33 protein-coding genes and 1 tRNA gene are annotated in these 21,040 nt (G+C 31.8%); 31 read left to right on the plus strand and 3 right to left on the minus strand.

Annotation, left to right across the window (positions count from 1 at the left end):
* Positions 1 to 10: 10 nt before the first annotated feature.
* The gene (gene purM / locus CLLT_RS00265; RefSeq protein ID WP_074692233.1) at positions 11 to 1,000 is read right to left on the minus strand and encodes a phosphoribosylformylglycinamidine cyclo-ligase; all 990 of its coding nucleotides are present in this window, start codon (positions 998 to 1,000) and stop codon (positions 11 to 13) included.
* A gap of 58 nt (positions 1,001 to 1,058) precedes the next feature.
* On the opposite strand from purM, the gene coaE reads away from it, so the two are divergent.
* From coaE to CLLT_RS00280, 3 genes are read left to right on the plus strand one after another with little or no spacing between them, the layout of a single operon-like run.
* The gene (coaE, locus tag CLLT_RS00270; protein WP_074692230.1) at positions 1,059 to 1,640 is read left to right on the plus strand and encodes a dephospho-CoA kinase; all 582 of its coding nucleotides are present in this window, start codon (positions 1,059 to 1,061) and stop codon (positions 1,638 to 1,640) included.
* A gap of 10 nt (positions 1,641 to 1,650) precedes the next feature.
* Positions 1,651 to 2,400, plus strand: coding sequence for a diaminopimelate epimerase (gene dapF, locus CLLT_RS00275; RefSeq protein WP_074692228.1), 750 nt, complete (start codon positions 1,651 to 1,653; stop codon positions 2,398 to 2,400).
* Entirely contained in the window at positions 2,375 to 3,082 is a 708-nt protein-coding gene (locus tag CLLT_RS00280; protein WP_012660808.1) for a glucosaminidase domain-containing protein, read from the plus strand. The genes dapF and CLLT_RS00280 overlap by 26 nt, the downstream gene beginning before the upstream one ends.
* Here the strand turns inward: CLLT_RS00280 and CLLT_RS00285 are convergent.
* Together CLLT_RS00285 and CLLT_RS00290 are read right to left on the minus strand one after the other, a co-directional pair.
* Positions 3,079 to 4,140 carry an ATP-binding protein gene (locus CLLT_RS00285; protein ID WP_012660809.1) on the minus strand — a complete coding sequence of 354 codons (1,062 nt, stop codon included), beginning with the start codon at positions 4,138 to 4,140 and terminating at the stop codon, positions 3,079 to 3,081. The genes CLLT_RS00280 and CLLT_RS00285 overlap by 4 nt on opposite strands.
* A 19-nt stretch (positions 4,141 to 4,159) precedes the next feature.
* Positions 4,160 to 4,235 (minus strand) — tRNA-Ala (locus CLLT_RS00290).
* A gap of 226 nt (positions 4,236 to 4,461) precedes the next feature.
* Here CLLT_RS00290 and rpsJ point away from each other — a divergent pair.
* The 28 genes from rpsJ (at position 4,462) to CLLT_RS00430 (ending at position 20,970) form a co-directional block, all read left to right on the plus strand.
* On the plus strand, positions 4,462 to 4,773 hold the full coding sequence (gene rpsJ / locus CLLT_RS00295) for a 30S ribosomal protein S10 (protein ID WP_012660810.1): 312 nt from the start codon (positions 4,462 to 4,464) through the stop codon (positions 4,771 to 4,773).
* Between the two features lie 9 nt (positions 4,774 to 4,782).
* The gene (gene rplC, locus CLLT_RS00300) at positions 4,783 to 5,358 is read left to right on the plus strand and encodes a 50S ribosomal protein L3 (RefSeq protein ID WP_070255705.1); all 576 of its coding nucleotides are present in this window, start codon (positions 4,783 to 4,785) and stop codon (positions 5,356 to 5,358) included.
* Entirely contained in the window at positions 5,355 to 5,969 is a 615-nt protein-coding gene (rplD, locus tag CLLT_RS00305) for a 50S ribosomal protein L4 (RefSeq protein WP_012660812.1), read from the plus strand. Before rplC ends, rplD begins: the two co-directional genes overlap by 4 nt.
* A 1-nt stretch (position 5,970) precedes the next feature.
* Positions 5,971 to 6,252 carry a 50S ribosomal protein L23 gene (locus tag CLLT_RS00310; protein ID WP_012660813.1) on the plus strand — a complete coding sequence of 94 codons (282 nt, stop codon included), beginning with the start codon at positions 5,971 to 5,973 and terminating at the stop codon, positions 6,250 to 6,252.
* A gap of 1 nt (position 6,253) precedes the next feature.
* Positions 6,254 to 7,084, plus strand: coding sequence for a 50S ribosomal protein L2 (gene rplB, locus CLLT_RS00315; protein ID WP_074692225.1), 831 nt, complete (start codon positions 6,254 to 6,256; stop codon positions 7,082 to 7,084).
* A gap of 1 nt (position 7,085) precedes the next feature.
* Positions 7,086 to 7,367, plus strand: a complete 282-nt coding sequence (gene rpsS / locus CLLT_RS00320) for a 30S ribosomal protein S19 (protein ID WP_012660815.1) — start codon at positions 7,086 to 7,088, stop codon at positions 7,365 to 7,367.
* 11 nt (positions 7,368 to 7,378) lie between these two features.
* Entirely contained in the window at positions 7,379 to 7,753 is a 375-nt protein-coding gene (gene rplV / locus CLLT_RS00325; RefSeq protein ID WP_012660816.1) for a 50S ribosomal protein L22, read from the plus strand.
* Between the two features lies 1 nt (position 7,754).
* Positions 7,755 to 8,456: a 30S ribosomal protein S3 gene (gene rpsC / locus CLLT_RS00330; RefSeq protein WP_074692222.1), complete on the plus strand. Its 702-nt coding sequence runs from the start codon at positions 7,755 to 7,757 to the stop codon at positions 8,454 to 8,456.
* Positions 8,457 to 8,458: 2 nt separating this feature from the next.
* The gene (gene rplP / locus CLLT_RS00335; protein ID WP_012660818.1) at positions 8,459 to 8,884 is read left to right on the plus strand and encodes a 50S ribosomal protein L16; all 426 of its coding nucleotides are present in this window, start codon (positions 8,459 to 8,461) and stop codon (positions 8,882 to 8,884) included.
* Complete coding sequence (rpmC, locus tag CLLT_RS00340; RefSeq protein WP_012660819.1) at positions 8,871 to 9,056, plus strand: 50S ribosomal protein L29; 186 nt, start codon at positions 8,871 to 8,873, stop codon at positions 9,054 to 9,056. The genes rplP and rpmC overlap by 14 nt, the downstream gene beginning before the upstream one ends.
* 9 nt (positions 9,057 to 9,065) lie before the next feature.
* A complete protein-coding gene (gene rpsQ, locus CLLT_RS00345) occupies positions 9,066 to 9,317 on the plus strand; it encodes a 30S ribosomal protein S17 (RefSeq protein ID WP_012660820.1) in 252 nt (83 codons plus the stop codon).
* On the plus strand, positions 9,317 to 9,685 hold the full coding sequence (rplN, locus tag CLLT_RS00350; RefSeq protein ID WP_070255702.1) for a 50S ribosomal protein L14: 369 nt from the start codon (positions 9,317 to 9,319) through the stop codon (positions 9,683 to 9,685). Before rpsQ ends, rplN begins: the two co-directional genes overlap by 1 nt.
* The gene (gene rplX / locus CLLT_RS00355) at positions 9,685 to 9,912 is read left to right on the plus strand and encodes a 50S ribosomal protein L24 (RefSeq protein WP_039664935.1); all 228 of its coding nucleotides are present in this window, start codon (positions 9,685 to 9,687) and stop codon (positions 9,910 to 9,912) included. Before rplN ends, rplX begins: the two co-directional genes overlap by 1 nt.
* 1 nt (position 9,913) lies before the next feature.
* A complete protein-coding gene (gene rplE, locus CLLT_RS00360) occupies positions 9,914 to 10,459 on the plus strand; it encodes a 50S ribosomal protein L5 (protein WP_012660823.1) in 546 nt (181 codons plus the stop codon).
* A 1-nt stretch (position 10,460) separates the two neighbouring features.
* On the plus strand, positions 10,461 to 10,646 hold the full coding sequence (locus tag CLLT_RS00365) for a type Z 30S ribosomal protein S14 (RefSeq protein WP_012660824.1): 186 nt from the start codon (positions 10,461 to 10,463) through the stop codon (positions 10,644 to 10,646).
* 12 nt (positions 10,647 to 10,658) lie between these two features.
* Complete coding sequence (rpsH, locus tag CLLT_RS00370) at positions 10,659 to 11,054, plus strand: 30S ribosomal protein S8 (protein WP_012660825.1); 396 nt, start codon at positions 10,659 to 10,661, stop codon at positions 11,052 to 11,054.
* Positions 11,055 to 11,130: 76 nt separating this feature from the next.
* On the plus strand, positions 11,131 to 11,667 hold the full coding sequence (gene rplF / locus CLLT_RS00375) for a 50S ribosomal protein L6 (RefSeq protein ID WP_012660826.1): 537 nt from the start codon (positions 11,131 to 11,133) through the stop codon (positions 11,665 to 11,667).
* A gap of 10 nt (positions 11,668 to 11,677) precedes the next feature.
* The gene (gene rplR / locus CLLT_RS00380; protein ID WP_074692220.1) at positions 11,678 to 12,034 is read left to right on the plus strand and encodes a 50S ribosomal protein L18; all 357 of its coding nucleotides are present in this window, start codon (positions 11,678 to 11,680) and stop codon (positions 12,032 to 12,034) included.
* Between the two features lie 16 nt (positions 12,035 to 12,050).
* Positions 12,051 to 12,494, plus strand: a complete 444-nt coding sequence (rpsE, locus tag CLLT_RS00385) for a 30S ribosomal protein S5 (protein WP_039617161.1) — start codon at positions 12,051 to 12,053, stop codon at positions 12,492 to 12,494.
* 3 nt (positions 12,495 to 12,497) lie between these two features.
* Positions 12,498 to 12,890: a 50S ribosomal protein L15 gene (gene rplO / locus CLLT_RS00390; RefSeq protein WP_074692217.1), complete on the plus strand. Its 393-nt coding sequence runs from the start codon at positions 12,498 to 12,500 to the stop codon at positions 12,888 to 12,890.
* Positions 12,890 to 14,152, plus strand: a complete 1,263-nt coding sequence (gene secY, locus CLLT_RS00395; RefSeq protein ID WP_012660830.1) for a preprotein translocase subunit SecY — start codon at positions 12,890 to 12,892, stop codon at positions 14,150 to 14,152. Before rplO ends, secY begins: the two co-directional genes overlap by 1 nt.
* A 40-nt stretch (positions 14,153 to 14,192) precedes the next feature.
* Complete coding sequence (gene murI / locus CLLT_RS00400; RefSeq protein WP_012660831.1) at positions 14,193 to 14,933, plus strand: glutamate racemase; 741 nt, start codon at positions 14,193 to 14,195, stop codon at positions 14,931 to 14,933.
* 115 nt (positions 14,934 to 15,048) lie between these two features.
* Complete coding sequence (locus CLLT_RS00405) at positions 15,049 to 16,080, plus strand: type II asparaginase (protein WP_255198459.1); 1,032 nt, start codon at positions 15,049 to 15,051, stop codon at positions 16,078 to 16,080.
* A gap of 80 nt (positions 16,081 to 16,160) precedes the next feature.
* The gene (locus CLLT_RS00410; RefSeq protein WP_074692212.1) at positions 16,161 to 16,808 is read left to right on the plus strand and encodes a ferritin family protein; all 648 of its coding nucleotides are present in this window, start codon (positions 16,161 to 16,163) and stop codon (positions 16,806 to 16,808) included.
* Between the two features lie 54 nt (positions 16,809 to 16,862).
* Positions 16,863 to 17,336, plus strand: a complete 474-nt coding sequence (locus CLLT_RS00415; RefSeq protein ID WP_070255693.1) for a DNA-deoxyinosine glycosylase — start codon at positions 16,863 to 16,865, stop codon at positions 17,334 to 17,336.
* Positions 17,336 to 17,887 carry a ribonuclease HII gene (rnhB, locus tag CLLT_RS00420; RefSeq protein WP_074692209.1) on the plus strand — a complete coding sequence of 184 codons (552 nt, stop codon included), beginning with the start codon at positions 17,336 to 17,338 and terminating at the stop codon, positions 17,885 to 17,887. The genes CLLT_RS00415 and rnhB overlap by 1 nt, the downstream gene beginning before the upstream one ends.
* Positions 17,888 to 18,307: 420 nt before the next feature.
* The gene (locus CLLT_RS00425) at positions 18,308 to 19,591 is read left to right on the plus strand and encodes an aromatic amino acid transport family protein (protein ID WP_049752003.1); all 1,284 of its coding nucleotides are present in this window, start codon (positions 18,308 to 18,310) and stop codon (positions 19,589 to 19,591) included.
* An 11-nt stretch (positions 19,592 to 19,602) separates the two neighbouring features.
* A complete protein-coding gene (locus CLLT_RS00430; RefSeq protein WP_070255690.1) occupies positions 19,603 to 20,970 on the plus strand; it encodes an L-serine ammonia-lyase in 1,368 nt (455 codons plus the stop codon).
* The last annotated feature ends 70 nt before the right edge of the window (positions 20,971 to 21,040 follow it).

The following is a 21,040-nucleotide window of genomic DNA, read 5'->3' on the forward strand; positions in this document are numbered from 1 at the left end:
GGTTTAGCTATCACTCTAAAACAACCCCTTCATTTAGCACAACTTCGCCTATTACATAAGCATCTGAGCTTTCTAAAACTTTTCCTACATTAGATGGATCTACTACCATAACTAAACCCACACCCATATTAAAGCTTCTATACATTTCAGCTTCTTCTACACTTTGGCCTATTTGGTAAAAAATTTCAGGAGTTTTTAAATGATGTTTTCTAATGATAGCACCTATTCCTCTTGGGAAAACTCTAGGTAAATTTTCTACTAAACCACCGCCAGTGATATGAGCTAGTGCATTGATAAATGGTTTTAATTTTAAAAAGTCTTTTACATAAATTCTTGTAGGTTCAAGTAAAATATCGATTAAATTTTTACCATCTATTTTATCATCAAACTTAAGCTTTTGTGCTTCAAATAATACTTTTCTAGCTAAAGAATACCCATTAGAATGAAGCCCACTGCTAGGAAGTGCTAGCAAGATATCTCCATTTTTTACAAAATTTCTTCTATCTATCTCATCTTTTTCAGCCATACCCACTGAAAAACCTGCTAAATCAAAGTCATTGCTATGATACATTCCAGGCATTTCAGCGGTTTCTCCGCCTATTAAGGCACAATTTGCTTTTTTACAACCATTAGCAATCCCTGCTACAACTTTTTTAGCTACTTCTACATCTAATTTTGCACTTGCATAGTAATCTAAAAAAAACAAAGGCGTAGCAAAATTACAAATCAAATCATTCACACACATTGCTACTAAGTCCTCGCCTATAGTGTCAAATTTTTGACTATCAATAGCAAGGCGCAACTTCGTACCCACTCCATCAGTTGCTGCCAACATAACAGGATTTTTAAAACCGCTTGGCATAGCAAAAGCACCTGAAAAAGAGCCTATGCCACCTAAAACATTTTTATTAAAAGTTTCTTTTACTAAAGGCTTGATTGCCTCCACAAAAGCATTGCCATTGTCTATACTTACGCCCGCATCTTCATAGCTTATATTCATTTATCTTCCTTTAAGAATTTAAAAGGTATTTTAACTAAAAATGTTTTAAGGTTAAATTATGCAAAATGCTTATTTTGTAACTTCAAGCATAGCAGGTGGAAAGTCAAGCTTTATAAAAATAGTTCAAAATTTGGGTTTTGATACTTTAAGCGCAGATGTGATAGCTCATGAGCTTTTAAATGAAAATGCAAATTCCATAGCTAAGCTTTTTAACGATGATGATTTAATCATAGCAGGAAAAATAGATAGAAAAAAACTTGGTGCTATTGTATTTAATGATTTAAATGCTAAAAAAAAGCTAGAAGATTTTTTACATCCTAAAATCAAAGAAGTGATTTTACGAAAAGCCCAAATTTTAGATAAAAAAAACAAAGCTTTTTTTATAGAGCTACCTTTATTTTTTGAAAACAATCACTATCAAAATTTAGGAAAAAGCATATTGATTTATGCTCCAAAAGAACTTTTACTTCAAAGATTAATGCAAAGAGATAATTTAGATGAGAAAGAAGCTTTAAAAAGGATAAATTTACAACTTGACATAGAGGAAAAATTAAAAAAAGCAGATTTTGTGATAAAAAATATTTCAAGTTATGAAAATTTTGAGAAAAATGTGCTAAATTTTTTAAAACACACTTTTTAAAGGTTAAAAAATGAAATTTTATAAGTACTGTGCTAGTGGGAATGATTTTGTAATATTTGCAGATAGTGAAAAAAAAGATCGTAGCGAATTAGCTAAAATTCTTTGTAATCGTTATGAAGGCATAGGTGCTGATGGGCTTATAGTGATAGTACCTCATGATAGATATGATTTTGAATGGGAATTTTATAATTGTGATGGGAGTAAGGCAAGTATGTGTGGCAATGGCTCAAGAGCGGCAGCGCACTTTGCTCATCATCATTTAAAAAAATCTCAATATTTAAATTTCTTAACCGGCGCAGGACTTATAAAATCTTTTGTTGATGATGATATAGTTGAAATCAAACTTAGTGGAATAAAGGATATTAAAGAAGCTTTTGAGTATAAAGATAGAATTTGGCAAGGATGTAATACGGGAGTTCCGCACATAGTAACCTTTGTTGATGATTTAAGTGAATTTGATATAAATTTATGTAAGGAAGTGCGTAAAAAATACAATGCAAATGTCAATTTTGCTAAAGTAGAAGATGATGAATTTATAAGAGTTAGAACTTATGAGCGCGGGGTGGAAGATGAGACTTTAGCTTGTGGTACAGGTATGGGAGCTTGTTTTTATCTTGCATATTTAAATCAAAAAGTAAAAGATGATATTTTGATAAAGCCAAAAAGTAACGAAAGTTTGTATTTTAGATTAGAAGAGGATCAAATATTTTTTAGAGGAAAGGTGAAGTGCTGTTTTGAAGCTGATTATAATTTTACTTAGTAGCGTTTTATTTTTAAAAGCTGAATTTGTAGCAGGATTTGATGCACAATATTATGCTTTAAATATAAAAGAAAAGCGTGAGGTTTTTATTAAAAAAATCAATGCTTTGTTAGATGTTTCATTTGAGGCAGTGGAAAAAGAAAAAGAATTTGTAGAATCATTTTTCAAAGAAGCGTTAAAAAATAATTTTAGGTCTTTAAATTCTAATGCTATAAAAAAATTATGGTTATTAAAAGAAAAATACCGTGTGAAAAATTTATACGATTTGCATGAATATCGCGTGCGTATTCAAGTGGTGCCAAAGTCTTTAGCCATAGCTCAAGCCATTATTGAAAGTGCAACTGGTACAAGTCGTTTTGCTAAAGAGGCAAATAATTTATTTGGAGAATGGACTTGGGGTGAAAAAGGTTTGATTCCAAAAGAAAGAGGTGAAGGTAAAACTCACAAAATTCGTATATTTGATAGTTTGCAAGAAAGTGTGGATTCATACTTGCTTAATTTGAATCGCCATGATGCTTATAAAGAATTTAGAACTTGGCGGTGGAATGCGATAAGCGAAAATGAAAAACTTGATGGCAAAGAAGCAGCAGGTCATTTAGAAAAATATTCAGAGATTAAAAGTAATTACACTAAGCTTATTATTTCTATTATAGAACAACATAAGCTTGATGAGCTAGATTAATTACCCAAGGTCCACTCATCAAAAGGTAAAATCATCACACGCACCCCTTCAATGAAAAATTCATCTCTTTGTGAAAGTGTGATGATATAAATAGTCGAAAGCGCAAGTTGATTTTTGCTAAGAATTTTTTTGACTTTTAAGCTAAGCAAATCTTTATCTTTAAAGGGTGAGCATAAAAATGCATTTTTAAGACTTGGTAAGTAAAAATCAAAATATTTGGTGTAAAAAATTTCTTGTTTAAATTTAAACAACTCGCTTAAAATTAAATTTTCAAACAAAGCGCTAAAGTCTTTTTGTATGCTTAGAGAATTTTTTAGTGAAAAGTCCCAAAAATATACTTTTTTTAAATTTTTTTCAAAATTTTTTACAAAATACAAAGTGTAGTTTGATTCTAGTTTTTCTATGCTTTTATATAAGGTATCTTTGGAAATTTTTATGGTATTTTTTAGTGTTTTTAATAACTCATTAACGCTAAATTCACTCCCAAGTTCTAAGGCAATTTGTTTGAGTATAGTAAGCTCTAATGGAGTATAAAAGCTTTTTAAGTACGATGAGTTTGTGTTAAAGTTATGATTTAAAATCACATTGCGTCCTGTGTGTAAAAAATAACTTACCATGGTTTTGGTATCAGCATATTTTTTGTTTAGGCTTAAAAATTCTTCAAAATCTAAATAATCTAAATGAAGTTCTTCAAACTGATCTAAGCAAAAATTACTATCACAAACGCTTAATATGATTTGCAAATTAAGATGTTTTAAACTAGCAAAGTCAAAATCATGAGCAAAATTACAAAGTGCTAAAAATTTAATCTGTGGATTATAAGTTAAAAATGAATTTAAATTTATTAAAGCACTTGCTTGAAATTTTAAATCATCACAATCAATAAAAAGTATATTTTCTGCTTTATACAAAGACAAAAAATTTAAGATCAAATTTTTCTTACCACTTGCAAAACCACCTTTTATAATGATGTTTTTATGAGTTTGAATTTTAATTTTTCTTTCATCAAATTTTTGAAATTTTGGGTAATTATCGTAAAAAAATTGCAGTGATTTCATAGGTTTCTTTAATACCAAATGGTGGAGCATAGCGGGTTCGAACCGCTGACCCCAACGCTGCCAGCGTTGTGCTCTCCCAGCTGAGCTAATGCCCCTTTAGATTTTAAAATCATACTATATTTTTTCTTAGATTTTCTTAATGCATAAAAAATCTTGTAAAATTTATAAAATTTAATTTTTATCCTTCTTAGAAGGAAAATAATTAAAAAAAATGTATAAATTTCTTGACATAGCAAAGTATGTTTTTATATAATTTCAACATCATTTTATATGGTGGTTAGATTCTTATGGGTCTAACGAGTTCTTTATAAAGGAAAAAATATGGAAAGAATCAGGCTTAAGCTAAAAGCTTATGACCACAGAGTTCTAGATCGCACAGTTGCAGCAATTGTAGAAGCTGTTAAAAGAACAGGTGCTGACATCAGAGGTCCAGTGCCAATGCCTACAAAAATCAAAAGATACACAGTTTTGAAATCTCCGCATATTAACAAAGACTCACGCGAACAATTTGAAATGAGAATTCATGCTCGTATGCTTGATATTGTAGCAGCTACTCCAGATACAGTAGATTCACTTACTAAGCTTGACTTGGCTCCAGAGGTCAATGTTGAAGTAAGAGCTATGGGTAAATAAGGATAGAATATGGAATACATTGTAGAAAAAATTGGTATGAGTAGAACAATCAGCACACCAAGCATTCCTGTAACCTTACTTAAACTTGTTCAAACTAAAGTATGTGAAGTAGAAAATGGAAAAGCTTTGGTTGCTTATGTAAAAGGCAAAGCAAATAATAAATGCATTGCAGGTCAGCAAAAAAAATATAATCTTTCAGCTGAATATAATAGATTTGCTTCTTTAGAAGTAGCAAACACAGAGGCAGGTGATATTGATCTTAATCCTTTAAAAGAAGCTTCTATCTTAAAAGTAAGCTTTAATTCTAAAGGTAGAGGTTATAGCGGGGTTGTTAAAAGACACGGATTTGCTGGGGGTCCTGCAAGTCATGGTTCAAGATTCCACAGAAGACACGGATCAATTGGTAACCGCGAATGGCCAGGTCGTGTTCAACCAGGTATGAAAATGGCAGGTCATTATGGTAATGTAAAAGTTACTGTGAAAAACGAAGTAGTATCATTTGATGAAGAAAATGGCATCTTAGTTGTAAAAGGTGCAGTACCAGGACATAATGGTGCTATGGGTAAAATAAGGATTGCAAAATGAGTAAAGTAACTGTTTTAAATGATAAATTTGAAAAAGCTAGTGAGCTCGATCTTCCAGCAAAATATGCAGAAGTTAATCCTCACAACCTTTACTTATATGTAAAATCTTACCTTGCAAGTTTAAGAGCAAACACAGCTCACACTAAAGGTAGAAGTGATGTAAGCGGTGGTGGTAAAAAACCATGGAGACAAAAAGGTCGTGGTGGCGCAAGAGCTGGTTCAACAAGAACGAATGTTTGGGTTGGTGGTGCTGTAGCATTTGGTCCAAAAAACAACCGCAACTATTTCCAAAAAGTTAATAAAAAACAAAAACGCTTAGCGCTTGAAAGAGCATTGGAAGATAAAGCAGCTAAAAATGCATTATTCTCAGTAGATAGTTTAAGCATTGAAAGCGGTAAAACAAAAGATGCGAATGCAGTTATTAAAAAGCTTGGTTTAAAAGATGTTTTAATAGTAAAAGATTTACTAGATGAAAAAACACTTCTTGCATTTAGAAATTTAGCAAATTGCTATGTTGTAGATGTAAACGAAGTTAATGCTTATTTAGTATCTGTATTTAATGCTGTTATTATTGAAAAAGCAGCGCTTGAATCTATCGTAAAAGAGGGTTAAAATGGCAGATATTACTGATATAAAAACAATACTTTACACTGAAAAAAGTCTAAACCTTCAAGAACAAGGTGTTGTGGTAATTCAAACATCACCAAAAATGACTAAAAATGGTCTAAAAGAAGTATTAAGAGAATATTTTGGTGTAACTCCAGTAAGAATTAATTCTTTAAAAATGGATGGAAAAATAAAGCGTTTTAGAGGTCGTGAAGGTCAAAGAAATAGCTTTAAAAAATTCTATGTTAAGCTACCAGAAGGTGTTAGCTTAGAAAGTTCGGAGGCATAAGATGGCAATTAAAACATATAAACCATATACTCCAAGTAGAAGATATATCACAGGCGTAAGCTCAGAAGATATTACAGCAAAAGCTAGTGTTCGTTCATTGCTTGTAAAACTTCCAGCGCATGCAGGTCGTAACAATAATGGTAGAATCACAAGCCGCCATAAAGAAGCAGGTGCTAAAAAGCTTTATAGAATTATAGATTTTAAAAGAAGAAAATTTGGTATTGAAGGTAAAGTTGAAGCAATCGAGTATGATCCATACAGAAATTGCCGTATAGCATTAATCTCTTATAGAGATGGTGAAAAAAGATACATCTTGCAACCAAAAGGTTTAGGTGTAGGTGATATTGTATGTGCAGCTGAAAGCGGACTTGATATAAAACCAGGTAATGCAATGAAGCTTAGAAATATCCCTGTTGGTACTATAGTTCATAATATAGAATTAAAACCAGGTAAGGGTGGTCAAATGATCCGCTCAGCAGGTGCTTATGCACAACTTATGGGTAAAGAAGAAAAATATGTTATTTTAAGACTTGCAAGTGGTGAAATGAGACAAGTTTTAGCTGAATGTATGGCAAGTATTGGCGAAGTTGGTAATGAAGAGTGGTCAAATGTGACTATTGGTAAAGCTGGTCGTAATCGTCACAGAGGTATTCGCCCACAAACTAGAGGTTCTGCTATGAACCCAGTAGATCACCCACACGGTGGTGGTGAAGGTAAGAAAAATTCAGGCCGTCATCCAGTAACTCCATGGGGTAAACCAACTAAGGGTGCAAAAACTCGTCGTAAAAAAGCTAGCGATAAGCTAATAATCTCAAGAAGAAAAGGAAAATAAGATGGCTAGGTCACTAAAAAAAGGTCCTTTTGTTGATGATCATGTAATGAAAAAAGTCATCGCTGCTAAAAAAGTTAATGATGGTAAGCCAATTAAAACTTGGTCAAGACGCAGCACTATAATACCTGATATGATAGGTTTAACTTTTAACGTTCATAATGGAAAAAGTTTTATACCAGTTTATATAACTGAAAATCATATAGGTTATAAATTGGGTGAATTTGCACCTACTAGAACTTTTAAGGGTCACAAAGGCTCTGTTCAGAAAAAAATTGGTAAGTAAGGAGGAAATTTATGAGTAGAGCGTTAATTAAATTCATAAGATTATCTCCAACTAAGGCAAGATTAATCGCAAGAGAAGTTCAGGGAATGAATGCTGAACTTGCATTAGCTAGTTTAAAATTTATGCCAAATAAAGGTGCTAAATTCATAGCAAATGCTATTTCAAGTGCTGTTGCAAATGGTGGTTTTGAAGCAAATGAAGTGATTGTTTCAAGTTGCCGTGTTGATGCTGGTGCAGTTTTAAAAAGATTTAGACCAAGAGCTAGAGGAAGCGCTAGTCGTATTAGAAAGCCAACTTCACATATTTTAGTAGAAGTTAGCAAGGCAGAAGTAAGTGCTGAAAAAACTACAAAAGCTAAAAAAGCATCAGTGAAAAAGGAAAGCTAATATGGGACAAAAAGTAAATCCGATTGGTTTAAGATTAGGAATTAATAGAAATTGGGAATCAAGATGGTTTCCTACTAAAGCTAATATGGCAGAAAATATTGGTGAAGATTATAAAATCAGAACTTTCTTAAAAAGAAAATTATATTATGCTGGAATTAGCCAAATCCTTGTAGAAAGAACAGCGAAAAAATTAAGAGTAACTGTTGTTGCTGCAAGACCAGGAATCATTATTGGTAAAAAAGGTAGTGATGTTGATGTATTAAGAAAAGAACTTCAAAACTTAATTGGTAAAGAAGTAAATATCAACATTAAAGAAGAAAGAAAAGCAGGTGCTTCAGCTCAACTTGCTGCAGAAAGTGTTGCTACACAACTTGAAAAAAGAATTGCTTTTAGAAGAGCTATGAAAAAAGTAATTCAAGGTGCGCAAAAAGCAGGTGCTAAAGGTATAAAAGTTTCAGTTTCTGGTCGTTTAGGTGGAGCTGAAATGGCAAGAACTGAATGGTATTTAGAAGGACGTGTTCCACTTCATACTTTAAGAGCTAAGATTGATTATGGCTTTGCAGAAGCCCATACTACTTATGGAAATATAGGTATTAAAGTATGGATTTTCAAAGGTGAAGTTTTACAAAAAGGTGTTCAACCTGAAAAAACCGAAGAAAACGCTCCGGCTAAAAAACCAAGAAGAGCAAGAAGAGGTAAATAATCATGTTAATGCCAAAAAGAACAAAATATCGTAAAATGATGAAAGGGCGTAACAGAGGTTATGCCAACAGAGGGACTGAATTTACTTTTGGTGATTTTGCCCTAAAAGCAACTGAAGCTGGCCGTATAAATTCACGCCAAATAGAAGCAGCTCGTATTGCTTTAACTCGTTTTGTAAAAAGACAAGGTAAAACTTGGATTAGAGTTTTCCCTGATAAACCTTTAACTAAAAAACCTTTAGAAACTCGTATGGGTAAAGGTAAAGGTGCAGTTGAGGAATGGGTGATGAACATTAAACCAGGTCGTATCATTTATGAAATGGCAGGAGTTAATGAAGAAATGGCAAGACAAGCTTTAACTTTAGCTATGCATAAATTACCATTTAAAACTAAGTTTGTTACAAGAGAGAGCCAAAATGAAATATACTGAGATTAAAGATAAAACAGCAGGTGAGCTTGCAACAATGCTAAAAGAAAAAAAGGTGCTTTTATTTACTTTAAGACAAAAGCTAAAAACAATGCAGCTAACTAATCCTAAAGAAATTAGCGAAGTTAAAAAAGACATCGCTAGAATCAATACTGCAATTAGCGCTTTAAAATAAGGATAGACAATGGCATTTAAAAGAGAAATTCAAGGCGTTGTTGTTCAAATAGCTGGCGATAAAACAGCTACTATTTTGGTTGAAAGAAAAGTGGTTCACCCAAAATACAGAAAAATCGTAAAACGCTTTAAAAAATATTTAATTCATGATGAAAGAAATGAACTTAAAGTTGGAAACACTGTAATTGCTATAGAGTGCAGACCACTTTCTAAGAGAAAATCATTTCGTTTAAAAACTATAGTATCAGCAGGAGTTGAGTAATGATTCAAAGTTTTACTAGGCTTGCAGTTGCTGATAATAGCGGTGCAAAAGAATTAATGTGTATTAAGGTTTTAGGTGGTAGTAAAAGAAGATACGCTACTATAGGTGATGTAATAGTTGCATCTGTAAAAAAAGCTTTGCCAAATGGTAAAGTAAAAAAAGGTCAAGTAGTTAAAGCTGTTATAGTAAGAACTAAAAAAGAAATTCATAGAGATAATGGTTCTTTGATTCGTTTTGATGAAAATGCAGCAGTTATTCTTGATGCTAAAAGAGAGCCTATCGGAACTCGTATTTTTGGACCAGTAGGTCGTGAAGTAAGATATGGTGGCTTTATGAAAATCGTTTCACTAGCACCGGAGGTGTTGTAATGAAATTAAAAATCAAAAAAAATGATATGGTAAAAGTTATCGCAGGTGATGACAAAGGTAAAACAGGTAAAGTTTTAGCAGTTTTTCCTAAAACAAATAAAGTAATTGTTGAGGGTTGTAAAATTGCTAAAAAAGCTGTAAAACCAAGTGATAAAAATCCAAATGGTGGTTTTGTAAATAAAGAAATGCCAATGGATATTTCAAATGTAGCAAAGGCAGGTGAGTAAAATGATGAGATTAAAAGAAAAATACACTCAAAATATCAAACCTGCTTTGGTAAAAGAATTTGATATTAAAAATCCTATGCTTATACCTTTTATAGAAAAAGTTGTTATAAGTGTTGGTGCTGGAGAATTAGCTAAAGATCAAAAAGTATTGCAAAATGTTGCTGATACTATTTCTTTAATAGCTGGACAAAAAGCAGTTATCACAAAAGCTAAAAAATCAGTTGCTGGTTTTAAAGTGAGAGAAGGCTTCCCAGTAGGTGTTATGGTAACTTTAAGAAAAGATAATATGTATGCTTTTTTAGATAAATTAATTACCATTGCACTTCCTCGTGTGAAAGACTTTAGAGGTCTTCCAAGAGATGGTTTTGATGGAAGAGGAAATTACAACTTTGGTTTAGACGAGCAGTTAATGTTCCCAGAAGTTGAATATGATAAAATTTTAAGAACTCATGGTATGAATATTTCTATCGTTACAACAGCAAAATCAGATAAAGAGGCACAAAAATTATTAGAATTATTTGGCGTGCCATTTGCAAAAGGAAAGTAATATGGCTAAAAAATCAATGATTGCAAAAGCTGCCCGCAAACCTAAATTTAGCGTTAGAGGGTATACTAGATGCCAAATTTGTGGAAGACCACATTCAGTTTATAGAGATTTTGGAATTTGTAGAGTTTGCTTAAGAAAAATGGCAAATGAGGGTTTAATTCCTGGTCTTAAAAAAGCAAGTTGGTAAGAGGAAAGAACCATGATAAATGATTTAATTTCAGATTCACTAACAAGAATTAGAAATGCAGGGATGAGAAGATTAGAAACTACTCAACTTTTGCATTCTAAAGTTATCGAGGCTTTACTTGGAATTTTTCAAGCTAAAGGTTATATCGAAAGCTTTAATGTAATTGAAGAAAATAAAAAGAAATTCATCAATGTAGTTTTAAAATACGATGAAAAAGGTAAAAGCGTGATCAATGAAGTAAAACGCGTTTCAAAACCTGGTCGTCGTGTTTATAAAGGCAAAGATGAAATTAAAAGATTTAAAAACGGTTATGGTACTATAGTAGTAAGCACTTCAAAAGGTGTTTTAGCTAACGATGAAGCTTATAAAGCTGGAGTTGGCGGCGAAGTTTTATGTACTATTTGGTAAAAGTTTCTACTTTTTATGGTATTCGGTATCCATTCTTTAAAAGTAGTCATATCGTAGACAAATAAAAAGGAAAAATATGTCACGTATCGGTAAACAACCAGTTGCTATTCCAAGTGGAGTAGAAGTAAAATTAGAAGGTAATTTGCTTAAATTTAAAAAGGGAAATTTGGCAAAAGAGCTTGATACAAAAGCAAATGTTAATGTTGAGATTAAAGAAGGTCAAATTCTTTTTTCTCCTAAAGGTGAAGACAGACAAAGTAGAGCATATTGGGGAACTTATAGAGCTTTAACTCAAAATATTATTATAGGTTTAACTGATGGCTTTAGCAAGACTTTAGAAATTAATGGGGTTGGTTATAAGGCTGCATTAAAAGGTAAAGTATTAGAACTTGCTTTAGGCTTTTCTCATCCTATAAACTATGCTATACCAGAAGGTATTGAGATCACTGTTGATAAAAATAATATTATTGTTAAAGGTAGTGATAAACAAGTTGTGGGTCAAGTTGCTGCTCAAATTCGTGAATTTAGACCACCTGAGCCTTACAAAGGAAAAGGTGTTAAATATTCTACTGAGCGTATTATACGCAAAGCTGGTAAAACATCTAAAAAGTAAGGGATAGAATATGAGAGCAAATGTATTAAAAAGAAAATTATCTTTAAGAATTAAAAGAAAAAAAAGAATTAGAGCAAAAATTTCAGGAACACAAGCTCTTCCAAGAATCTCTGTTTTTAAATCAAACAGAACTTTATATATCCAAGCTATTGATGATGTTAAAGCAGTTACTTTAGCAGCTGTTGATGGTAGAAAAATTGGTGTAAAAGCAAATAAAGAAGGTGCTAAAAAAATAGCAGCTGAATTTACAAAAGCTTTAAAAGCAAAAAATATTGAAGAAGCAGTGTTTGATAGAAATGGTTATTTATACCATGGTGTGATTGCGGTTTTAGCTGAAGCACTAAGAGAAAATGGAATCAAACTATAACCCAAAAGGAAGATCGATGGAAAAATATAATAGAGAAGAATTTGAAGAAGTAATCGTCGATATCGGCAGGGTTACTAAGGTTGTTAAAGGTGGTAGAAGATTTAGATTTACTGCTTTGGTTATTGTTGGAAATAGAAAAGGTTTAGTTGGTGTAGGTTATGGAAAAGCTAAAGAGGTTCCAGATGCTATAAGAAAAGCAGTTGATGATGCTTTTAAAAATATTGTTGAAGTTAAAACAAAGGGTTCAACTATCCCTCATGATGTAGAAGTAAAATATAATGCAAGTAGAATTTTACTTAAACCAGCAAGTGAAGGTACAGGGGTAATCGCAGGTGGATCAACTCGTCCTATAGTAGAACTTGCAGGTATTAAAGACATTTTAACTAAGTCTTTAGGTTCAAACAATTCAGCAAATGTAGTGCGTGCTACTATCAAAGCACTTACAATGCTTAAAGGATAATCAATGAATTTAACAAAAGCACCAGGTTCAACACACAAAACCAAAAGAATAGGTCGTGGTCAAGGTAGTGGTATGGGTAAAACTTCTACTAAGGGTGGAAAAGGCCAAACTGCTAGAAAAGGTTATAATGAAAAAAGAGGTTTTGAAGGGGGTCAACAACCACTTCAAAGAAGATTACCAAAAGTTGGTTTTACTTCTAAATTTGAAAAACCTTATGTGATTAATGTTGAAAAAATCACTGCTATAAAAGAACTTAGTGAGATTACTTTTGAAACAATCAATAGTGTTCATAAGCTTTCAAAAAATGTTAATAAAATTAAGCTTATTGGAGCTAGTGCAAAAGATCTTGCAAGTAAAATAAAAGATGAGAAGATCACTTTTAGCGGACAAAAATAATGAATAAAGCATTGACAAATAAAATTCTCATTACATTAGCTTTTTTATTTGCTTATAGAATATTAGCTTATGTTCCAGTTCCGGGGGTTAATGTCAGTGTTATCAAGGAATTTTTTGATTCTAATGCTTCTAATGCATTAGGCTTGTTTAATATGTTTAGTGGAGGTGCTGCTGAAAGACTTAGTATCATCTCTCTAGGCATTATGCCTTATATTACTGCTTCTATTATTATGGAGCTTTTAGCTGCAACTTTTCCTAACATAGGAAAGATGAAAAAAGAACGCGATGGTATGCAAAAATATATGCAAATTATCCGTTATGCTACTATAGCTATCACTTTAATCCAAAGTATAGGTGTTTCTATAGGCTTGCAAAGCTTACATGGAAAAGCTGGGCAATCAGCTATTATGATAGATATGAATACTTTTATAGCACTATCAGCTGTTTCAATGCTAGCAGGAACTATGCTTTTGATGTGGATAGGTGAGCAAATCACCCAACGCGGTATAGGAAATGGTATTTCATTAATTATCTTTGGTGGTATTGTTTCTACTATCCCAAGTGCAATTAGTGGAACGGTAAATTTGGTAAATACAGGTGAAATGAATTTCTTGACTATCATTGCTATTTTAGTTGTAATTTTACTTACTATTTGGGCTATTATAGTAGTAGAACTTGGAGAGAGAAGAATTCCTATTTCTTACTCAAGAAAAGTAATCATGCAAAATCAAAACAAACGCATTATGAATTATATTCCTATCAAGATAAATTTAAGCGGGGTAATTCCTCCTATTTTTGCAAGTGCGATTTTGATGTTTCCAAGTACTATTTTACAAACGAGTACAAATGAATATGTGTTAAAAATTTATGATTTTTTAAATCCAAACGGATTTTTCTTTCATATTTTAACATTCTTACTTGTTATTTTCTTTGCTTATTTTTATGCTTCAATTGTCTTTAATGCAAAAGATATAGCTGAAAATCTTAAAAGACAAGGTGGATTTATACCAGGAATTAGACCAGGGGAAGGAACTGCAAATTATTTAAATGAAGTTGCTTCAAGATTAACGCTTTCGGGTTCTATTTATTTAGGATTAGTATCTACTTTACCTTGGTTGATAGTTAAATTCTTTGGTGTGCCATTTTATTTTGGTGGAACTTCTGTATTGATCGTTGTTCAAGTTGCTCTTGATACGATGAGAAAGATTGAAGCTCAAATTTATATGAATAAATACCAAACTTTAAGCGCAGTAGGTTTATAAGAAAGTAGATTTTCTACTTTCTTCTCTTTTAAGGATTTTGATGAGACTAGGCGTTTTTGATAGCGGTGTAGGTGGGCTTAGTGTTTTAAAATCTTTACTTCAAGCAAAACTTTTTAAAGAATATATTTACTATGGGGATACCGCAAGAGTGCCTTATGGAGTTAAAGATAAAGAAACCATCATTAAATTTTCCCTAGAAGCTTTGGAGTTTTTCAAAGAAAAAAAAGTCGATATGCTTATTATTGCGTGCAATACAGTTAGTGCACACGCTTTAGAAATTCTAAAAGCAAATGCATCATTTCCAGTTCTTGGGGTTATAGAAGCAGGGGTTTTAGCGGTTAAAAACTCTTTAGAAGATAAAAACTCCAATATATTAGTCATTGCAACCCAAGCTACCGTTGATTCTCACGCTTATAAACGAGCTTTAATTAAAGAAGGCTTTTTAAAAGTAGAAGAAAAAGCAACTGGGCTTTTTGTGCCTATGGTTGAAGAAGGGATTTTTCAAGGAGATTTTTTAAAAGCTGCTTTTGAGTATTATTTCAATAAGCTCAAATTTCATCCTAATGCTTTAATCTTAGCATGTACACATTTTCCTTTAATTGCTCATTCTTTGTCAGAGTATTTTGGTAAAAATACAAAACTTATTCATTCAGGTGAAGCTATAGCTTTGCAATTACAGCAAGAATTTAACTTAACATCAATCCAAGAAGAAGCTAATGTCGAATTTTATGCTTCAAGTGATGTGGAAAAATTAAAAAAAATTGCAAATTTATGGCTTTAAATTAATAGTTATTTACTAAAGTATTTTTTATATTTATAATTTATTTTTATTTAAACATAGTTGCATTATAATCTTTATCATTTCTAATGAAAGGACTAGCATGAAAAAAATGTTAATGTGTGCAGCTATGGCACTAAGTTTAGGAGCAGGAATTTTGGAAGCAAAACCAAAAGTTGCGATTTTAGCTACAGGCGGAACTATAGCTGGTTCGATTGATAGTTCGGTAGCTACTACAGGTTATACAGCCGGGGTTTTGGGGGTTGATGCTTTGATTAAGGCAGTACCTCAAATTCAAGATTTGGCAGTAATTAGCGGAGATCAAATTGCTAATATTGATAGTAAAGATATGACAAATGAAATTTGGCTAAAACTTGCTAAAGAAGTTAATAGGCTTTTAAAATCTGATGTAGATGGAGTTGTAATTACCCATGGTACTGATACTATGGAAGAGAGCGCATATTTCCTAAATTTAACCGTAAAAAGCGACAAACCTGTTGTTTTGGTTGGTGCAATGCGCCCATCAACTGCAATTAGCGCAGATGGTCCTAAAAATCTTTACAACGCAGTAGCTCTAGCAGCAAACCCTGATGCAAAAAATAAAGGCGTAATGGTGGTTATGAATGACAGAATTCAAAGCGCTAGAGGCGTTATGAAAACTCATAGTTTAAATGTAAATGCGTTTAGCTCACCAGATATGGGCGATATGGGTTATATAGTAGATGGAAAAGCATTTTTCTATAATACTAATACAAAATTACACACCAAAAAATCCCCATTTGACGTTAGCAAGCTAAAAGAACTACCAAAAGTAGATATTCTTTATAGTTATGCAAATGATGGTAGCGGTGTTGCAGCAAAAGCTTTGTTTGAAAATGGAACTAAAGGTATAGTTGTAGCTGGAACAGGTGCTGGTAGTATTCATGATTATCAAAAAGATGTATTAAAAGAATTGCTTAAAAAAGGTCTTAATGTAGCGGTAAGCTCACGCGTAGTAGCTGGTAGAGTTGCGGTAAGTGATGCTGATGCAAAGCTTGGTTTTATTGATACAGGTGATATGAGCCCACAAAAAGCTAGAATTTTATTAATGCTTGCTTTAACAAAAACGAACAATCCTAAAGAAATTCAAGAGTATTTTTTAAAATACTAAAAACTAATTACCCAAATTGTAGTAAAATGATTTGGGTAAAGTTAAAAACTTTCATTTAAATTGTCTAATAAGGAGAAATGATGAGACAATATGAAACATATAAATGCTCAAAATGTGGCAATGAGGTTGAAGTGCAAAATGTAGGTGGCGGAAAGCTTAGTTGTTGTGGTCAAGAAATGGAGTGTATTACTAAAGATTTAACGGCTGTAAATTTAATGAAAGCATTTGCAGGTGAATCTATGGCAAGAAATAAATATGATTTATTTGCAGATATCGCTCAAGAAGAAGGTTGGCATACTATAGCAAAGCATTTTAGAGAAGCTGCAGAAAATGAAAAATGGCACGCAAGAGCTGAGTTTAAAGCTTATCATGAACTAGTAGATGGTAAAGCTTTAGAAGAAACTGCTAAAAATTTAATCTGTGCAGCAGAGGGTGAAAACTATGAGCATACTACTATGTATCCAAATTTTGCAAAAATAGCAGAAGATGAGGGCAAAAGAAATATAGCAAGATTGTTTACAGCTATAGGTAAAGTAGAAATTGAACATGAAAGAGAATATCTAGCGCTTAAAAAAATGCTTGAAGAAGAAGATTTCTTTAATTCAGAAGTAGAAGAATTATGGGTTTGTGAAGTTTGTGGGCATATACACCGTGGCAAAAAAGCACCAAATGCCTGTCCTTTATGTAAAGCTCCAAAAGAATACTTCAAACGCGAATTTTTAGGATAATTTTAAAAATCTTGATAAAAATGATAAAATATTTTATTTTTATCAAGGTCTAATATGCAAATTCTAACTCATCCTTTTGAACCTTTTTTTGACGAAAATTCAAAAGTTTTAATACTAGGTTCTTTTCCATCCATTAAATCAAGAGAAGAAAATTTTTATTATCAACATAGCAAAAATCGTTTTTGGCGTATTTTTGAAATATTATTTGAGTGTGAGTTAAAAACAGTGCAAGATCAAAAAGCTTTTTTAAAAGCAAATCATATAGCACTTTGGGATGTTATAGCAAGTTGTAAGATAAAAAATTCAGACGATAAAACTATTTCTTATGCTAAAGCAAATGATATAAATATTATTTTAGATAAGGCAAATATAGAAAAAATTTGTGTATTAGGTAAAGTTGCAAGTAAATATTTTACTAAATTTTATCCTGAACAAGAATTTTTTGAACTTCCTTCAAGCTCTCCTGCTAATATGAATTATTCTTTAGAAAATTTAGTAGAAAAATATAACATTTTAAAGGAAAAATAATGGCTTTAGTTGGAGTAGATGAGGCTGGTCGCGGGGCTTTGGCTGGAGATATGCATATAGGGGCTTGCAAGCTTTTAAAAAATATCGATGGTTTAGCTGATTCTAAAAAATTAAGTGCAAAAAAAAGAGAAGAACTATATGAGCAAATTCTTTCTAATTCAAATTTTTTAATCCTTGCTTTTTCGCCTTTGCAAATTGATACTTTAGGGCTTAGTCAATGTTTACAACTGGCTTTAAAAATTATTAAGAAACATTTTAGCCAAGATGAGATTTTATATGATGGAAATTTAAATTATGGTATTTTGGACATAAAAACTATGGTCAAAGCTGATATGAAGGTGCAAGAAGTTTCAGCAGCTAGTATATTAGCCAAGGTAAGTCGTGATCAAAAAATGCGTTATTTTTCTAAAATACACAGTAATTATGATTTTGATAAACATAAAGGTTATGGCACAAAGGCTCATATAGAAAAGATTAAAGCATTTGGTTATTCTCCTTTACACCGAAAAAGCTTTATGCTAAAGTGTTTTGAGAAAAGCTTATTTGATTAAAATGTATTGTTTTTACACTTTTTCATTTTAAATTTTTATTTGCTTTTACAAAAATAGAAAAATTAATATTTAAAATATTTATTATTGAGATAAAAAAATATAGTCAAAAAATATTTTTTTGATAATTATTTATTATAACTTATAATATCAATTAAAAATATAATGTATTTTAAGAAAAATTAATTTTTTTCTATTATAGTAATATAAAAATATTTCAAGGGTATTATGTCTTTGAAATCCAAATTTTACAAATGAAGCTATAGTCGCTTTAAATGAAAGAGAAAAAAATATGTCAAATTATCCCAGAGCATATTCGTAAAATAATACAAAAAGTTTTTTTTAGGTAAAAGCTTTTTTTATTATTTTTTACAAGGAGAAAATGTGGATAATCTTAAGTGGAATTCTTTTGATACGCGTTGGATGCTTTCTCTTTTTGGGACTGCAGTTGGTGCGGGGATTTTATTTTTACCTATTAAGGCAGGTGTTGGCGGTTTTTGGCCAGTTGTTGTAATGGCTTTGATTATTTTTCCTATGGTATATTTAAGCCATAGGGCTTTAAGTCGCTTTGTGTGCCAAGCAAATGGTAATGATAAAGACATTACTCATGCGGCTGAAGAGTATTTTGGTAGAAAAGTAAGTATTTTTATTTCTATACTTTATTTCTTTGCAATTTTTCCAATTTGTTTAGCATACTGTGTGGGTATAACTAATACTTTTGAGAGTTTTATTTATAATCAATTCTTGCCACTTTTAGATCCAAATGGTTCTTTTGCAAGTGCAATTAGTGCTATGTATCAAACAAGTGTTAATGAGCAAGGAAAAACTATAGCTAATTTACTTCCTTTTTATAGAGCAGTTTTTGCTTTTGTTTTAGTAAGTATTTTTATGCTTATTATGCTTTTTAGTGAAGAATTAATCACCAAAGTATGCGAGTGGCTTGTATATCCTTTATGTGCTATTTTATTCTTATTTTCTTTATATCTTATCCCACAATGGTCATTTGAAAGTTTTAGTGCTATTCCTGGTACGAAAGAATTTATCACTATAGTATGGTTAACTTTACCAGTTCTAGTGTTTTCGTTTAACCACTCACCAGCTATTTCTACTTTTTCTCTAAGTGTAAAAAGAGAATATCCTGAAAATTCAGTGCAAAAAGCAAACCAAATTTTACTTAGAACTTCTGTAATGTTGCTTGCTTTTGTTATGTTTTTTGTGGTATCTTGTGTGCTTTCTTTAACTCCAACTGAGCTTGCTGAAGCTAGAGCGCAAAATATACCTGTTCTTTCTTATTTTGCTAATAAGCTTGATAATCCATTTATTTCTTATGGTGGTCCACTAATCGCATTTTTAGCAATTTCAAGTTCATTTTTTGGACATTATTTTGGTGCTAGAGAAGGCGCTTATGGTATAGTTAGAAAATGTTGTAAATTAGCAGGCAATGAAAATCCTGATTTGAAAAAAATTGCAGTTTATTCTACTTTAGTAATGTATATTGTTATGTTAATTACTGCTTATATAAATCCAAGTATTTTAGGTTTTATTGAAAGCCTAGGTGGTCCAATTATTGCTGCAATTTTATTTTTAATGCCTATGATTGCAATTTACACTGTCTCTAAAATGAAAAAATTCCAAAACAAAGCTTTGGATGCATTTGTATTTATCACAGGTATTTTGACAATTATTACTGTAATTTATACTTTTTAAGGTGTTAGTGAATGAGTAGTAATTTAAGTATATTTAAAGTTGGTGTTGGTCCTTCATCTTCTCATACTTTAGGACCAATGCTAGCAGGTAATATGTTTTGTGAAAAGATTAAAGAGAAAATCACACAAATTACAAAAATTCAAATTAGACTTTATGGCTCTTTATCGCTTACTGGTAAAGGCCATTTAAGTGATAAGGCTATTATATGGGGCTTGAGTGGTTTAAGAGCAAAAGAACTCAACGCTGCTTTGCAAGATCGTGTATTTAATAAAATTTTACAAGATAAAATTTTGGTTTTAAATAGCCAAAAAGAATTAAGTTTTGATTATGATAAAGATTTGATTTTTGAAAAAGACTTTTTACCTTTACATGAAAATGGGTTAAAAGTAAGCGCTTATGATGAAAATGGAGAAATCATTGCTGAAGAAATTTATTATTCAGTGGGTGGTGGTTTTGTTATGAGTGAAGCTGAACTTCAAAAACACAAAGATGGAGCTTGTGAGCAAAAACACACTAAATTAGAACTTGATATTAACAATGCAAGCGATGCTTTAAAAATTTGTGAAGAAAGATCATGGGATCTAGCAAAACTTTCTTATGAATATGAATTGCAATTTCATACAAAAGAAGAAATAAGAGCTTATTGTTTGGAAATTTGGGAAGTTATGCAAGAAGTTTATTATAATGGTATTCATCCAAGTTCAGATTTTCTTCCTGGAAATTTACATTTAAAGCGCCGTGCTAAAGGGCTTAATGAGCGTTTGGCTATGACAAGTGATCCTTTAGGGATTATTGATTTTATTTCTTTGTATGCTATTGCTATTGCAGAAGAAAATGCAAGTGGGGCTAGAGTAGTAACTGCACCAACTAATGGAGCTTGTGCTGTTGTGCCTGCTGTAATGCTTTATCTTAAAAACCACACTGTTGGTTTTAATGATGAAAAAGCTATCAGCTTCTTGCTTGCTGCGATGTTAATAGGTTCTTTTTATAAAAAAAATGCAAGCATAAGTGGTGCTGAAGCTGGCTGTCAAGCTGAAATTGGCAGTGCAAGTTCTATGGCAGCAGGAGCTATGGCTACTGTGATGGGTTTTGATGCAAAGATAGCTTGTAATGCTGCTGAAATTGCGATGGAGCACCATTTAGGATTAACTTGTGATCCAGTAAGTGGTTTGGTGCAAATTCCTTGTATAGAAAGAAATGCCTTTGGAGCGATTAAAGCAATTTCTGCTGCTAGAATGGCAATGAGTAGAAAATCAACTCCAAAAGTAAGTCTTGATGAGGTTATAAAAACTATGTATGAAACCGGCAAAGATATGAACTCAAAATACAAAGAAACCTCCTTAGGTGGCTTAGCTACTAATCTTACAAGTGTATGTTAAAATCTTAAGTTTTAGAACTTAAGGTTTTTCCTTAAAGCTTTTAAAAGCGCATAAATGCTAAATTTTTAAA

The organism is Campylobacter lari subsp. lari, assembly GCF_013372185.1.
Lineage (GTDB): Bacteria > Campylobacterota > Campylobacteria > Campylobacterales > Campylobacteraceae > Campylobacter_D > Campylobacter_D lari.